Annotated in this window: 14 protein-coding genes and 1 tRNA gene; 6 read left to right on the top strand and 9 right to left on the bottom strand. The window is 43.2% G+C overall.

Annotated elements, in window-relative coordinates; translation table 11 throughout:
• Positions 1-131: 131 nt before the first annotated feature.
• Both BQ7997_RS05375 and BQ7997_RS05370 read left to right on the top strand, forming a co-directional pair.
• Positions 132-557, top strand: coding sequence for a hypothetical protein (locus BQ7997_RS05375; protein ID WP_073344278.1), 426 nt, complete (start codon positions 132-134; stop codon positions 555-557).
• A gap of 24 nt (positions 558-581) precedes the next feature.
• Positions 582-1,442, top strand: a complete 861-nt coding sequence (locus tag BQ7997_RS05370) for a BRO-N domain-containing protein (RefSeq protein ID WP_073344276.1) — start codon at positions 582-584, stop codon at positions 1,440-1,442.
• A gap of 91 nt (positions 1,443-1,533) precedes the next feature.
• On the opposite strand, the gene BQ7997_RS05365 is transcribed toward BQ7997_RS05370, so the two are convergent.
• Positions 1,534-1,605, bottom strand: a tRNA-Arg gene (locus BQ7997_RS05365).
• A 274-nt stretch (positions 1,606-1,879) separates the two neighbouring features.
• Here BQ7997_RS05365 and asnA point away from each other — a divergent pair.
• The gene (gene asnA / locus BQ7997_RS05360; protein ID WP_073344272.1) at positions 1,880-2,917 is read left to right on the top strand and encodes an aspartate--ammonia ligase; all 1,038 of its coding nucleotides are present in this window, start codon (positions 1,880-1,882) and stop codon (positions 2,915-2,917) included.
• 5 nt (positions 2,918-2,922) lie between these two features.
• On the top strand, positions 2,923-3,585 hold the full coding sequence (ung, locus tag BQ7997_RS05355; protein WP_073344269.1) for a uracil-DNA glycosylase: 663 nt from the start codon (positions 2,923-2,925) through the stop codon (positions 3,583-3,585).
• Positions 3,586-3,665: 80 nt separating this feature from the next.
• Here ung and BQ7997_RS05350 read toward each other — a convergent pair whose 3' ends face one another.
• Together BQ7997_RS05350 and BQ7997_RS05345 are read right to left on the bottom strand one after the other, a co-directional pair.
• Positions 3,666-6,380 (bottom strand): putative LPS assembly protein LptD, encoded by a 2,715-nt coding sequence (locus BQ7997_RS05350; RefSeq protein ID WP_073344266.1) that lies wholly within the window; start codon positions 6,378-6,380, stop codon positions 3,666-3,668.
• Positions 6,381-6,469: 89 nt separating this feature from the next.
• The gene (locus tag BQ7997_RS05345; protein ID WP_044654406.1) at positions 6,470-7,006 is read right to left on the bottom strand and encodes an HDIG domain-containing metalloprotein; all 537 of its coding nucleotides are present in this window, start codon (positions 7,004-7,006) and stop codon (positions 6,470-6,472) included.
• 68 nt (positions 7,007-7,074) lie between these two features.
• Between BQ7997_RS05345 and BQ7997_RS05340 the strand changes: the two genes are divergently transcribed.
• Positions 7,075-8,241 carry an exo-beta-N-acetylmuramidase NamZ family protein gene (locus BQ7997_RS05340; RefSeq protein ID WP_073344263.1) on the top strand — a complete coding sequence of 389 codons (1,167 nt, stop codon included), beginning with the start codon at positions 7,075-7,077 and terminating at the stop codon, positions 8,239-8,241.
• Positions 8,242-8,372: 131 nt separating this feature from the next.
• On the opposite strand, the gene BQ7997_RS05335 is transcribed toward BQ7997_RS05340, so the two are convergent.
• From BQ7997_RS05335 to BQ7997_RS05325, 3 genes are read right to left on the bottom strand one after another with little or no spacing between them, the layout of a single operon-like run.
• The gene (locus BQ7997_RS05335) at positions 8,373-9,236 is read right to left on the bottom strand and encodes a BRO-N domain-containing protein (RefSeq protein ID WP_073344260.1); all 864 of its coding nucleotides are present in this window, start codon (positions 9,234-9,236) and stop codon (positions 8,373-8,375) included.
• Between the two features lie 37 nt (positions 9,237-9,273).
• Positions 9,274-11,358, bottom strand: a complete 2,085-nt coding sequence (locus BQ7997_RS05330; protein ID WP_073344258.1) for a BT4734/BF3469 family protein — start codon at positions 11,356-11,358, stop codon at positions 9,274-9,276.
• Positions 11,355-11,654, bottom strand: a complete 300-nt coding sequence (locus tag BQ7997_RS05325; protein WP_139260885.1) for a hypothetical protein — start codon at positions 11,652-11,654, stop codon at positions 11,355-11,357. Before BQ7997_RS05325 ends, BQ7997_RS05330 begins: the two co-directional genes overlap by 4 nt.
• 103 nt (positions 11,655-11,757) lie before the next feature.
• On the opposite strand from BQ7997_RS05325, the gene BQ7997_RS05320 reads away from it, so the two are divergent.
• A complete protein-coding gene (locus BQ7997_RS05320) occupies positions 11,758-12,366 on the top strand; it encodes an HU family DNA-binding protein (RefSeq protein ID WP_073344252.1) in 609 nt (202 codons plus the stop codon).
• A 257-nt stretch (positions 12,367-12,623) separates the two neighbouring features.
• Here the strand turns inward: BQ7997_RS05320 and BQ7997_RS05315 are convergent, their stop codons facing one another.
• The 3 genes from BQ7997_RS05315 to BQ7997_RS05305 form a co-directional block, all read right to left on the bottom strand.
• Positions 12,624-13,607, bottom strand: coding sequence for a hypothetical protein (locus BQ7997_RS05315; protein WP_073344249.1), 984 nt, complete (start codon positions 13,605-13,607; stop codon positions 12,624-12,626).
• A 92-nt stretch (positions 13,608-13,699) separates the two neighbouring features.
• Positions 13,700-14,803 (bottom strand): PDDEXK nuclease domain-containing protein, encoded by a 1,104-nt coding sequence (locus BQ7997_RS05310; RefSeq protein ID WP_073344247.1) that lies wholly within the window; start codon positions 14,801-14,803, stop codon positions 13,700-13,702.
• Positions 14,804-14,824: 21 nt separating this feature from the next.
• Complete coding sequence (locus tag BQ7997_RS05305) at positions 14,825-15,787, bottom strand: bile acid:sodium symporter family protein (protein ID WP_073344244.1); 963 nt, start codon at positions 15,785-15,787, stop codon at positions 14,825-14,827.
• Positions 15,788-15,858 lie beyond the last annotated feature (71 nt).

Here is a 15,858-nt window from a genome sequence, read left to right as displayed (position 1 = left end):
ATAAAACAGATTTATTTAGCTGATTACTGTTGATATATTATGCAAAAGTAGTACATTTGCAAGTCTGTTAAATAAAAGCTGAGCTTAATATATTAGACAAAGAAAAAATATAAAACCTATAAAATACAAATATGAAACTATTCAGATTATTACTCGTCGCTCTGCTATTCTCTTGCAGTGATGATTCAACAGAAACGCCGGAAACTGGAGATCCAAAACCGATTTTTGTAGAAATGGTAGCTAATGATGAGACGGATGTCACTGGTACTTATATTCTTGAAAAGAACAAAGAATACTGCGTTCGGGAAGATGGCAAGTATAAGATCTTTTTAGCCAAAGATTATTATACGGATGAAAAAGGAAAGGAACAGGAAATTCTTTTTTATTCCATTTTTGATGTAGCAAAACAAGAACACATCTACTTTACCGAAAAAATAGACGTAGCCAAAAGACTTGAAAGGGATTGGGAATATTATGATAAAAAAAACACTCCAGAAAACACAGATAAGAAACTAGTTTGTACTTCTCGGATAAAAGAAGAAGAAGAAGAAAAATAAAAAGATTTTAAAACACAAGATATCATGACTAAAAAAGATGCTATAAAAATATTCGAGAACAAAAAGATTCGTGCCATATGGGACGATACGAAGGAAGAGTGGTATTTTTCCATCGTAGATGTTGTAGCTGTTTTAACTGAAAGTAACAACCCTCAAACATATTGGCGTGTACTAAAAAAGAGATTATTAGACGAGGGAAACCAAACCGTTACAAATTGTAACGCTTTGAAAATGCCTGCTACCGATGGTAAAATGCGCCTGACCGATGTAGCAACTACCGAACAACTCTTCCGTCTCATTCAGTCCATACCTTCCCCTAAAGCTGAACCTTTCAAACTTTGGATGGCACAAATTGCCAAAGAACGCCTGGACGAAATGCAAGACCCGGAATTGACTATCGACCGCGCAATGATGGAATATAAAGCACTTGGCTACTCTGAAAGCTGGATAAATCAGCGATTAAAAAGCATCGAGATTCGGAAAGAGCTCACCGATGAATGGAAAGCACGTGGTTTAGAGGAAGGTGTTCAATTTGCCACCCTCACGGATATTATCACAAAATCCTGGTCAGGAAATACGACAAAAGAGTATAAGCAATTAAAAGGTTTGAAAAAGGAGAACCTGCGGGATAATATGACGAATAAAGAGCTTGTATTAAACATGCTTGCCGAACTCTCTACTAAAGAAATATCCGAGGTAAGCCAACCCGAAACGTTTGACGATCACAAAGACATCGCACGACGTGGTGGTGGCGTTGCCCTTGAAGCCAGACTAAAACTGGAAGCTGAAACCGGACAAAAAGTAGTATCTTCGCTTAATGCCAAACGGATTTTGCAGATAGACAATAATCAGAAAGAAGAAGAAAATATAAATAGCGACAAGTAAGTCAAAAGCAAATATGGAAGATTCTTCTTCAATTTGGAAGATTTATGGATGATATAAAAAAGCCGTACTCTCTCAAAGTACGACTTTAAAGTACACCCGAAGGGAATCGAACCCTTATCTGAGGTACCGGAAACCTCCATTCTATCCATTGAACTACAGGTGCTTATGCAATCCGCCCACATCAGAAAAGCGCTCTATTCATTCAATAACAAAGCCATTCTTTCCGAATGCGATGACAAAAGTATAAAAAAAGTTCTCATCTTCCTAATGATTCTTCTTTTTTTATAGTTGTTAAGGTAACTGCCCTCACAAAGGCTCTATTATTTTGAAACGCTTTAGAGCATTTACTTTATCAATTTGACAATCTTTTAGAGAATATCCGTTACATATATCAATTTTATTCCTATCTTTGCCGACAATTAACATTCAACAAACCTATGAGTTACTTGATAAAACCTAAGAACTATAACCCGCTACTCGACCTCAAACAGACCGAGCTGGGAATCAAACAAATAAAAGAGTTCTTCCAGTTAAACTTATCATCCGAATTGCGTCTCCGACGTGTGACTGCCCCCCTGTTTGTGTTGAAAGGAATGGGTATCAATGATGACTTGAATGGAATAGAACGCCCTGTTTCTTTCCCTATCAAAGACTTGGGCGACGCACAAGCAGAAGTGGTTCATTCATTAGCCAAATGGAAAAGACTGACATTAGCTGATTATTGTATCGAACCCGGATATGGCATTTATACGGATATGAACGCCATCCGCTCGGACGAAGAACTGGGTAATCTCCACTCCCTCTACGTAGACCAATGGGACTGGGAACGTGTCATCACCAATGAAGACAGAAACGTAAACTTCCTGAAGGAAATCGTAAACCGCATCTATGCGGCCATGATCCGCACGGAATATATGGTATATGAAATGTACCCCCAAATCAAGCCATGCTTGCCACAAAAGCTACATTTCATTCATTCGGAAGAGCTACGCCAACTTTATCCCGATCTGGAGCCCAAATGCCGCGAACATGCTATCTGTGAGAAATACGGAGCAGTATTTATCATTGGCATAGGTTGCAAACTAAGCGACGGCAAGAAGCATGACGGACGTGCACCGGACTACGATGACTATACAACCAAAGGTCTGAACGACCTGCCCGGACTGAACGGTGACCTCTTACTATGGGACGATGTACTGCAACGCTCCATCGAACTGTCATCTATGGGTATCCGTGTAGACAAAGAAGCCCTGCAACGCCAGTTAAAAGAAGAGAATGAAGAGAAACGACTGGAACTTTATTTCCACAAGCGACTGATGAACGACACCCTTCCCTTATCCATCGGTGGTGGTATCGGACAATCCCGCTTGTGTATGTTCTACCTTCGTAAAGCCCATATCGGAGAAATACAAGCCAGCATCTGGCCCGAAGATATGCGCAAGGAATGTGAGGAACTTGAAATACATCTTATATAATTACTATGAACGTACAGATTGAAGAAAGCTGGAAGACACATCTGGCACCTGAATTCGACAAAGACTACTTTCGCACACTGACCGATTTCGTCAAAAGCGAATATAGCCAATATCAGATATTTCCACCGGGAAGACTGATATTCAATGCTTTCAATCTTTGCCCTTTCGACAAAGTGAAAGTTGTAATCATCGGACAAGATCCTTACCACGGACCGGGACAAGCACACGGTCTCTGTTTTTCTGTGAACGACGGAGTCCCCTTCCCCCCTTCATTGGTGAACATCTTCAAAGAGATTAAAGCAGATATAGGCATTGATGCCCCCACAACAGGAAACCTGACACGCTGGGCGGAACAAGGAGTATTGTTACTCAACGCTACCTTGACCGTACGTGCCCACCAGGCAGGCTCACACCAAAACCGTGGTTGGGAGGCATTCACCGACGCAGCCATCCGCACATTGGCAGAAGAAAAAGAAAACCTGGTATTTATCCTGTGGGGATCATACGCTCAAAAGAAAGGAGCATTTATCGACCGCAACAAACATCTGGTACTTACTTCCGCCCATCCTTCTCCCCTTTCTGCCTACAACGGCTTCTTTGGAAACAAACATTTCAGCCGGGCAAATGATTATCTGAAAGCACACGGAGAAACGGAAATTGTTTGGTAATCTTGAAATAATATATATAAAAAAGCGGCTGCATTATCATAAAAGATAATGCAGCCGCTTTTTTATATCCGACATTGATTTTAGTACCACTGAATATTACTTTGCGTCTGACTTCTCTGCTCATACTTCAAGTCTTGCAGGATACTTGCATTCGCACGGATAGTTACATTGTAATATTTCCAACGTCCAAAAGGCGAAAGACTGGCAGACAAGTTGAAACAATGCAAATCACGGGTGATAGTACAGGAAGTCTGTGTAATCTCTTTTGCCTGAAAGTCATAACCCGAGTTGAAGGACAACGACCAGTTATTGGAAATCTTCACATTTCCGTTCGCATTGATATTATGCGTATATGTATAAGGATACCTCATGGAATAACGATTGATAGGTTTTGTCCTGTCTTCGCGAATATTGAACGAATAACTAAGACTCAATGACCAAGGCATTTTAAACACTTGATAACCATCCGGGTCTGCTTGCGCCTTTTCCACTTTCTTGGTTACAGTTCCATCTTCTCCGTCGGTTCCTTCCGCATCATCATCCTCACCATCCCCTTTCTTTTTATCCTTACCTTGTTCATCCTCTTTCGGACCGAACCATTTCTTCCATGTGTCATTATTGAAGGTATAATTAAAAGAAGAGCCATAGCCCTGGAACCGTCCGAAACGTCCATACGACCATTCCGTACGATTACCAGTCACCACATTACCATTCTTATCGAACGTATAAGCATACGTAGCAAACGACGCATTCATGTTGAAAGTATAGTTTTTAGTCAGTTTCAGACGCAGGTTCATGCTCAAATCACTCCACGGCCGTTCCTTGGCAGCCATATTGTAAGACATACTTGCGCCCAATTCATCAATCAGGCTCACTTTCTTAAGCGTATCCTTCTTTGCATCATAATACTTCATCTCCAAATTATTGGAAATAGAGAAACTGACTGTTCCCGACCCCTCACGCGAAGGTACGCCATAAGGCTGACCGGTGAAAGGAGAATAATATTGTGTATTGCCGTTATAATCAGTATATTCTTCCCAGTACTTACTGAACCCGGGTGCACCGCTTAAACTAACCTGCGGGGTGAATACGTGACGAATCTGTATCTCCTTCTTCTTTGCAAAAAGAGGTTTGTACATACCATACAGCTTCGTACTCAAGCTCAAACTTGCCGAATAATTGGATACCCGGTAAAAGCCATTCAGCGTATCACCCGGCAATGCTTCCAATTTATGCTCCACCTCATTGTATTGCTGATTAATCTTACGAGTGTACCAGCGTTCCGTATAATTGACCGAAGGTGAAACCTGTAAATATTTGAACAGCGTGAAAGTAGCGCTGATAGGAATATTATGATTCATTGCATTCTCCCATTCGCTCAGTCCGGCTTTGAACAGGCGGTCGTCTTTCGTACGGATACTATTCGTCAGACGTCCGGTATAGCTAAGAGAAATCTTCTCATACCAACGTTCGGCACCTGCCGCTTTCTTACGTTTGAACGGGAACAGACGGCTTAATGTAATATTAAGGTCGGGCAATGTCACCGCAATCGAAGAGTCACGCATTGTCTGGGCGATATTGGTCGTTCCGGACAGCGTCAGACCGATATCTGGGAAACTTCGCGAGTAACTGATACTTGATGTTTTGGTATTCTGAGTCAACAACTGGGAATTATAGAGGTTGTTGATATTAGAACGTTCGTAACTACTGGTTGAGAAGTTCACACTGGCAGAGAAAGTGCTGTTCGGACTGGCCTTGGCATCCTGACGGTGATTCCAAACCACCTTGAAGTCCTTGGCAACCGTATAGTCCGGCATCCCTTTATCACCCGTCTTGGTGACCTGATAGTCCGCTTGCAGTGTACCGGAATATTTATAGCGTTTATTATAGTTTGTCAGACCGGAGAGTCTCCACGAACCTTTCGTAAAAATATCCCCCGTCATCTTCAAGTCCATGATGTCACTGATGGCAAAGTAATATCCCCCTTCGGCCAAACCGAAACCACGACTGGAGTCGTCCATATAAGTCGGCATGATAAAACCGGAAGAATAACTACTGGAGAACGGGAAGAAGAAGAACGGAACGGCCAACGGCAAAGGAACATCTTCCACCACCAGATAGGCGGGTCCCGTTACCACATTCTTTTTGGGACGTACTTTCGCACGTGTCAATTGCATATAGAAGTGCGGATGATCGTGGTGGTCGCAAGTCGTATAACGTCCGTGCTCCATAAAGATTTCATCATTCGCGCCTTTCTTTGCCTTGCTACCGGTCACGTATCCTTCTCCCTGCTGGGTGACGATGTCCGTGATTCCCGCTTTCTTGGTTTTGAAGTTATAACGGATAGTTTCCGTATCATAAGAAGTATCCCCTTCCTTAAATACCGGTTTGCCTTTTTCCACTCCGGTGGAGTCCTTGATGCCATAGGCATGAACAGTACTGCTGTCCAGGTTCATCGAAATCACTTCGGCAGCGAGTTCGATATTCTGATAATTGACCTTTCCGCTACCGTAAAGCGTAGCAGACCCGCCCAAAGTAAATACGGTGGAGTCGTTAGATTCGTATACAACCGGTGCATCGAGCGGCTGCTTCTTCTGAACGGGTGCGACGGAATCAATGCGTACCGTAACCGTATCCGCCTTCAAAGAATCTTTCCCTTGCAGGGAGTCCTTTTGTGCAGTATTGGAGGCAATCATTCCTCTTCTTCGACGCTGAGACGTAGCCTCATCGGGAAGCATCAGCAAGACAATCAGCAGTATTAATGATATAAGTATTTTTGCTTTCAATGGCGCCATTAACTAATAGTTTACGCTTGAAGTGGCAAAAGTACACAAACTTCACCAATTATGAGCCGGAAACTTCGTTATTTAATTATTTTTTAGTGCTATAAAAACAAAGAACACCATCTGTCAAAGCGGCTTAAACCTTCTTCACCATATTTGGCAATACTTTGCCGTGCCTTTTCCACCGTCTTCTCTTCGTCCAGACGGGTTTTAGAAAAGAACTTGTCGGCAAAACAAATCAATTGTTCTTCCATAGTGACAGGCAACATCTCACGGTGAGGGATGGGAAGTTGCCGGTCGATAATCTCCTGTAGGGAAAGTCCTGCTCCCGTATGGCGTTCGCAAACCAGCGCGTGTTGCGGAAAGCCTTCCGCCCGCAAGATTTCAGCCCCCAAATATCCGTGGGCAATATAAGGATTCTCTCCAAAGCACTGAATGCCAGGAGCATCTGTCTGAAAAATACCAATATCATGCAGGAGAGCGGCTTCTTTCACAAAGCTCCTGTTTAAACGCAATTCGTGATGTGCATCCAGTATTTTCATAGCTTTTCCCGCCACTGCAAGGCTGTGTATTACTAAAATCTGCCGCTGTTCTGTATTTTCCGGATAATACTTATCAATGATTTCGTAGGGATTCATGTGCTTGTTTTTTTGCTCTCTTGACGAGAAATTAATATTTTTGTGCAATATTACAAAAAATTACCGACATGAGAAATAGAACTTCCCTCATTCTTTTATTTCTGTCCGCCATGCTCTTTCCCGAGTGCGTCAGCGGCAAAGTTATCACAGGTGCCGGACGCTTTGAACAATACCTGCCGCTTATCCGAGGAAAACGTGTCGGAATGGTTGTAAACCACACTTCCGTCGTTGGGACGGAACAGACTCACCTACTCGATACCCTGCTGAAACAAGACATCCACATAGTCAAGGTATTTGCCCCCGAACATGGTTTCCGGGGAAATGCAGACGCGGGGGAGACTGTGAAGGATGGAAAAGATTCGCGTACCGGAGTCCCCATCGTGTCCCTGTATGGCAACAATAAAAAGCCGACTGCCGCCCAACTAAAAGATATCGACGTTATCTTATTTGATATTCAGGATGTGGGAGCACGCTTTTATACTTATATCAGCACCATGTACTATGTAATGGAAGCCTGCGCAGAAAACAATAAAGAGATGATTGTACTGGACCGTCCCAATCCATGTGATTATGTAGAGGGACCGGTACTTAAACCGGCTTATCGAAGTTTTGTCGGTATGCTCCCTATTCCGGTACTTCACGGATGCACCATCGGCGAACTGGCTCAAATGATAAACGGGGAAGGATGGATTGCCAACAAGAAAAATCCTTGTCCATTAAAGGTAATCCCAATGACCGGATGGAAACACGGAGAACCTTACTCACTCCCCATCAAGCCCTCCCCCAACCTGCCGAACGACCAGTCCATCCGTCTGTACGCTTCACTTTGCCCTTTCGAAGCAACCCGCGTCAGCGTGGGACGGGGAACTACATTTCCCTTCCAAGTGCTAGGGGCACCCAACAAGAAATATGGAGATTTTACTTTTACTCCCCGCTCTCTCCCCGGCTTTGACAAAAATCCGATGCACAAGAATGTAGCCTGCTACGGAGAAGACCTTCGGAACGTGGACGACGTAAACGGATTTACTCTCCGCTACTTTCTCGATTTCTACCGATTGTCCGGCGAAGGCACAGCTTTCTTCTCCCGCCCCCGATGGTTCGATTTACTTATGGGCACGGATAGTGTACGCAAAGCTATCCTCAGAGGGGACTCGGAAGAAAAAATAAGAAATAGCTGGCAAAAGGAATTACAGGCTTACAAGGAGATGAGAACAAAATATCTTCTCTATGAGTAAAAAATAACTATCATGCTCTCATTCATTTTCATAAATCACTAATAACCAAAAGAATAAGTATGATAGATAATTTTTATTTCCGGTATCTATCATACTTAGACCATTAAAAATGGGGTATCTATCATGGTTGATTATTCCACTTCCTCTCCCGAGCTCTCATTTTTTTTCGATTCACCCTCAACTTGCAATGTACTTTTCGCATTAAGCGGAGATATAACAGGGCGTTTCAGCTGACTTTCCAATTGCTTGCGGGCAACTTTTGCCACATTCCCTCCATCTCTTGCCACTTCGGCATTTTCAGCAAAACCGGATGGGTTTCTCTCCTTGGACAAATCCGTAGTAGCCGTTTCGGCAAGCATATTAAGGATCAGTTCAGTGTTTGTCATATTGTCACGGAGATTTTCTTTCTTCAATCCTTTAAACTGCTTATATTCTTTTGCCGACTTTTCAGCCCACGTTTGATAAATTATATCCGTTAATGCAGCAAACTGGACGCCCTCTTGCATCCCGTTCCTTTTCCATTCGTCAGTAAGCTCCTTCCGTACTTCAATTGATTTCAATCGTTGATTAATCCAATTGTCCGAGTAACCTAAAGATTTATATTCCATCATCGCCCGGTTTATAGTCAGTTCGGGGTCTTGTATTTCATCCAAACGCTCTTTGGCAATTTGAGCCATCCACATCTTAAAGGGCTCCGCCTTGGGCGAAGGAATAGACTGAATGAGTCGGAAAAGTTGTTGGGTTGTAGCTACATCAGTCTTATACAGTTTGCCGTCGGAAGAGGGTAATTTCAGTTGTCCGATTTCTTCGGACAACTGACTTCCCTCTGTTTTCAACTTCTTTTTTAAATCCCCCCAATACTTGCGAGGGCGGTCACTATCCGTTAATACTTCAATCACATCAACAATGGAAAAATACCATTCCTCTTTTTGGTCATCCCAAACAGCACGAATCTTTTTATCTTCAAATACTTTTATAGCATCTTTTTTAGTCATAGCATTATATATATGAGTAAATCATTAATAGCAAATCCTATTCCACTTCCAAAGGAACAACATGATAATACGTCCCATACGTCTTCCGTTTGGATTTCACCCCAAGCCGCTGCAAGATACGCCCGAAATAAGAAGCCTGTCTGGCAGAGAATGTCATTTTACTCGCTTTCTGAATCCGTCGCAGGATGTCGATAGCCAGCAGCCATTCGCCTTCCTCCTTATCTTCCGCCCCGCGATAATAAACCATAAACAGTTGTTCGACGGCAGGTGATTGTTCAAACTCACGATTGCTTTCCGTCATGATAGCCTCCTCTTCGGAGTCAAACCAATAACGTTCGTTATGATAAAGCAACTCCAGCGCCTGTGCATACAGTTGTTCATAATCGATAGGACGCGACACATCTATAGCCCCCGTCAGATAAATACCGATGAAACGACGGCTACCGGAAGTATCCGTCAACAAATCCCGATGATTGCTCGTGGCGATAAATGATGCATACCGGCGAAGTTCTTCCACTGCCGAAGCGTTCGGACGACGCGTGTTCACTACCGGTTTCTGCAGAATATGTTTCAGAAAAGCCTGCTGGGTAGGACTAATCTGGTCGAATTCATCCATATTGATAAGCAGAAAGCGATTCAGATACAACTCCGCATCCCGCTTCCGGCTGAAATCAATGCTGTCCGTATAATACGCCTGTAAAGCGGGCGGAAGAAGCATTCTGCAAAAAGTAGATTTCCGGTATGCCTGCGGACCAATCAGCAAAGGCGACGTACTGTTCGCATGCTTATTATTCATCCCCCTCCAATGGGCAATCATGCTCAGAAACCATCGCCTGAACAACGGTGCCCAATGCGGATTATCACAGGGGACACGATTCGCCAGTTCCAAAATCCGGTCTTTACCGTCCCAACGGGGCAAGTGATACAAGAAATCCTCCACCGGCTGAAAAACAGGCACATGATCGGAATCCAAATAGCGGATTACGTCCCTGTCCCACATTTTCAACCCTTCATACATGGCGTTCATCGTGATACTTGCCAATACCCGCTTGTCTACCGGACGAAAATAGAAATTGAAACTATTCCGTTCGCGATATTCCACTTCCGTAGTCAACGTATTGTATCGGAATTCATAGCGACGCTTCATAAATTCGTCCATCTGCATGGCGAAAAGCTGTTCGGCCGTCAGGCTGCTCTTCTTGCCGAACCCTTTGGCGGTACGGTACACGCTTTTCACAGTCTCGCGAATCAGCAAGTCGTCCGAAGGAAGCCTGTAATGCGCCTTCGTCCACCGCACGGTATCTTCTTCGGGGATACCCGCCCGAAAACAATGCCCTGCCAGACACACCAGCAACGGTTGCATATCCTCTTCTCCCCGATACCCATCCAATTCATCGAGTGCCCGATTGAATGCGGCGGAGAAAAGTACCGACAACGCTTCATAATTCTCATATCCGGGCGCCATCCGCTGCAAAGGAGAGTCGGTTTCCCGCGTCCGTTTGATAAAAGTCGTTTCGGACGGAAAACCGGCAGGCTGCTTCATGTAAACGGGCATCGCTTCCGGATTGAAATAAAGTTCGGGATCATACGTCAGCCGACAATATTGTTCGAGCGACGGTTCTTTCAGTTCAATATCAAAAGGCAGTTGCGGCTGATAATATTTCACAGCCGTCTGATAGGCATGCGCATGAAAAAACTCCGCCTGTTCGCGTGAATCCGGCAGGCGGTCGTCAGGATAAGTGAACCGCACCCATATCTTTACTGATTTGCCGGAAGAACCGGTGAAGGCAAGGTATGTTTGCGGAAGTTCTTTTGCCCGCTCTTTCACCTCGTCGGCTTCCGCCCTTCCAGAAAGGTTGTTGACTTCCATCATCACTATGCCGTTATATTCGCACAAGGTCATCACCCCTTCTTTACGGGCAAAAGCTGCGGCAGGCATCATTTTGGGAACTTTACGCACCTCTTCAATCGAATTTCCCGGAAGGGTATACCTCAACGCTTCCCTCATCCTGGAGACGGGCTGTGCCTTGACTTCCGTTTTCATCTGCTCCAGAAGGAGCTCTATTTTCAACGTCCGTAAGGTATTTACCTTGCCATCGTCTCTGACTAATGTTATTTTCATCTTTTTTTATTATTCTTTCTACCGATAAGGAAAGCTTCACTACGGTCGGGCAAAGGTACGACAAGTACGCCGCCCGAACAAATTTTCCCGTCTTTATTTGCTACGTCACATGCCTTTATTTTATAGAAATAATGCTTACTAAATTTGCGAATAAAGGCAGGATGATGTATCTTTGCAGGCAGTAAGACTTCAGCCCGCAGATGTGTGCCGTATAGCCCACATTTGCGGGCTGTACAGTTTACAGGCGCGGGCTCTACAGCCCACAATTGTGTGCCCAAGAAAAGATGCCGTTCCAAGCAGATTATCCAAGCTTCAAATACAGGTTATCTTACTACCTAGTAACAATTAAAGTGCCTTATAAAAGGCATTTCAACACTATTAACCCATAAAAGAAAAGGCATGTACGCAAAGTATGATTTCCGCAAAAAACCGTCTTCAAAAGAGGACGAAAACGAACAGCCGCTGTATCCCCGCATCGTATCGAGCGGAACCATCGACTTCCAACAAATTGTCAAAGAGATCTCCCAAGCTTCCAGTTTCACACCGGCAGATATCAAAGGAGTCCAATTGGCTATTGAAAATAAAATATCCGAATATCTAGTCAGCGGTTATCACGTTCAGCTGGGCGACCTCGGCTATTTTTCAGCCAAGCTGAAAGCACGTCCGGTGATGGATGCCAAAGAGATACATGCACAGTCGATCTATTTCGACAATGTAAATTTTCGTCCTTCCTCTTCTTTCCGAAAGAAGGTTCGCGGATTTGTGGAAAAAGCAAAGTCGGGATTTGCACATTCCGCCGAAGTTCCGGTGGAGGAACGCCGCCGCAGGCTGGAGAAGTTTCTGGATGAAAGACCGATGATACGACGCAAAGAGTATACTCAACTGACGGGACTGCTAAAGAACAAAGCACTGAATGAATTGAACGGATGGGTGGAAGAAGGAGTGCTGGATACCATTGGGAGCGGCAGCCATAAAATTTATGTGCGGGTTAATACCATGAAAGATTAAATAGTAAAAACAGAGAAATAAGAATGATAGATACCCGTTTTTCATGAAGAAAGAATGATAGATACCGGATTTCAAAAGTATCTATCATACTTATTTATCAATTAATAAGCACATTAGCAAAAAAGATGAGAGCAATGATAGTTATTTCCTACTCTATGAATAAGTATTACTTTATTCTAACTATTTTTGCACAGATAACCTAACATAAAAAAGTCAAATGAATATCGAAGAATTCAGAGATAACTCTATAATATTTTTCATACTTTCCACTCAGCCAGTATTGAATTAAAATCTTCAAGCATCAAGTCAAAGTCATAATCCAGTTTTTTCTTTTTTAGCTTGTCGGTAACATGGTTCAGAGCAAGCAGGATATATTCGCTTAGCTTCGATTTCTGTTCGGCATGACTTAATTCACTGAATTCTTTCTCAAGGCATAGCCCGATTCTAATTTTCCCGGTATCTGTCCTGAATGGTCCAAATTCAAAACGATTGCGAAGATAATATCCATTCTTCTCTATTTCTTGCCTGGTAAACATAGTGAGCAATGTCCGATAGAAATCTTTTTGTTTCAATTTCAACTTTTCATCAGCAATGATATAGTTTGTTTTACAGTGATCGTGGTCATAATAGCTATACGAACAATTAATTATAATTCGATTAATAGCACGTCCGTACATCTCCGGGCGCATCCTTCTATCCAACTCCGGTTTCAGTTCTTTGTCAACACTCTCGATTACTGCCTTAGAGTTTTCATAACAGTTACCAATCGTCCTCCTTATCCAAACCGGATTTTTAGGAATCCAGTTTCTCTGGCTTTCAAGCCTTATATCCTGTATATCTTCCTTTATCTCATATTCCCAAAATACGGATTGCTTTTGATTCGGGTCGTCAGGACTGAAACAATAACTTGTCCTTCCCTGCTCCATAGTAAAACCGTTGACTCTTTTCGACCAAATGGCATCGACAAAACGAGTTTCTCCAAATTTATTTTGAAAACAGGTCGCGGGGTTTCCATTAAAGAATTGTCCTCTCAATGCTTCGACAGGTTCGTGATTTCCCCAGCCGATAATAGCCAGGCTCTCGCAAAGACGAACGGCTTTATTCCACTCTTCCGCATTTTTATAATCCGCATATTTCAGAAACCCGGCAAACAAGCGTTCGCGCAACAGTTCTATCTCTGATTGGGACTGCAAAAATTCTTCCAGTTCTTTTAGGTCTTCTATTTCAAATATTTCCTCCATTGCTTTTCTTTCTAGTTCCAATGTTCAGTTTTAGACATTCTGCAGAAATAGCAAAAGATAATTTCCTGCCAAAAAGGAACAAGGCTTTCGCTTTACAATAGCTTTTTCAAATCCTCAATGTCCGGCAGGGCGTTACGAAGTCGTTCCGGCATATCTTTGGATGCACGGTAGGTAGCAACTCCCATCGGTTTGTTATAATCACGCACTGCAAACTCTACAAAGGTTTGATTCATTTCCCTGCAAAAGATTATTCCGATAGAGGGATTTTCGTGCGGCTTTCTGATATATGTATCCAAGGCAGATAGGTAAGTATTCAGTTGCCCCAAATAAGATGTACGGAATTTTCCGGATTTCAACTCGACCGCGACCAACGAATTAAGTTCTCGATTGAAAAAGAGCAGATCAATGAACATTTCCTCCCCTGCAACCTCCACACGATATTGATTGCCTATAAAGCTGAAATCTTGTCCAAAGGTCATGATGAACTTCTTCACATTGGCAACAATCGCCTTTTCTACTATCTTTTCGTCTAAATCCTCTTCTTGTTCATCCAGTTCCTCTACATTGATGAAATCAAGCAGGTATTCATCTTTGAATGAACAAACAGCTTTTAGAGCTTGCTTAGTATCGGGCAATGTTTGTGCGAAATTATTAGGTAAAGTTCCCCGATGGCTGTATAGGTCTGCTTTTAAGTAATCTCTTAAAGCATATTTGCTCCAATAACGAGTAGCGCACTCATGTATATAAAACAATCGCGCTTCTAAAGTCTTAGCTTTAGATATGATTTCAGTATGATGACTAAAGCCGATTGAAAGGAAGTCAGCCCAATTAAATTCGTCAGCCGCTGGCTGATGAATTTCTACAAGAAGCAATTTTTCATTTAACACCAAATCATCAGCCAATGGCTGATGATTTAAAATCGGAGCCCATTCCTCATAAAAAATACGCATATTTCTTATGCTTGTTGCTGAAAATCCCCTTAATCCCGGCAACTCTTTTTGCAATAGGGAAGATATCTGTTCTATTGCACCTTTTCCCCAAAAGCCCGTACGGGAATTTTCCGACACGTAACGTCCGATACCGTAATAAAGAGATAACTGTTCCTTGTTCACCGATGCAACTGCACGGTACTGGCTGCGTAGAATAGCTTCTTTTATATTCTTTACCGCTTCTCTATAATTCTGATTTATATCCATTGCGATTCCTTACTTAACGTTTTACACTTGATTTTTCAATTCATTCTTTCTCTTCTTCCACAACTGCCACGAATTAATGATATTCTGCCACAACACATATGAGCCCGGCGCAACAGCAGACAACGGATTGAGATAGGTATGAGCCATCCAAATAGCCAGAATCGTATTCTTCTGCCCCAACGCCTGACCGCCACTGATGCGGTCGTTATAGACGGAGCCGATAGTTTTTCCCAGAAAGAACTGCAAACAACAAGCTACCAAAGCTCCGACGGCAATCATGATTTCAGTAAAACCGTCAGCAGGGTCATTGAGCAATGAATATAATGTCTGAGCCGTAACGATGGCTAACGAAACAGCCCACAAATAGAAAGCAAGTTCGTGATAACCTAATAGTTTCTGATGAACTTTCGGCAGACATTTACTCAACAGCCATGCAAGCAGGAACGGGCAAATCAGCAACGGGAATACTTTACTCAAAATAACGAAGAACGCTTGCCAGAATCCGACATCGGGATGTACCTCCACCAAAGGGAAAAGAATGGGTACGGCAATGGCCGCTCCGATATTGGCGAGCAACGTATAAGTAGTCAGACTCGCCGCACTGCCCCCCAACTTGGAAGTAATCACCGCGGCAGCAGTAGCCGTCGGGCAAATAATGCAAACCATCACACCTTCCGCTACAATCTTATCGAACCGGTAAAGCAGCAGGTAAGCCGCCAACGCACCACCAATCTGAATCAGCAGCAGCCATGCATGGAGAGGTTTCGGCTTCAAGTCACGTGGAGACACTTTACAGAAAGTCAGCAGCAACATCGTAAAAATAAGATAGGGAGTCAGGAAAGAAAGGCCGATGAACAGCGGATAACCCACGGCACCTACCAACATGGCAATAGGTAATGTCCAATTCTTCAAAAACTTAAGCATCGTCGTACATTTTAACTTCGAAGCGCAAAGTAACGGAGATTTCAGGAAAAAAGCTATCATTAAACCGAAAAAAACACAAAACTTAATGGCAAATAATGAGTTTTCTACAAATTTCTACTACATTTGCACCG

The organism is Bacteroides congonensis (genome assembly GCF_900130125.1).
GTDB lineage: Bacteria > Bacteroidota > Bacteroidia > Bacteroidales > Bacteroidaceae > Bacteroides > Bacteroides congonensis.
The sequence above is the reverse complement of the archived record's forward strand: the minus strand, read 5'-3'. Positions and strand labels throughout refer to the sequence as shown.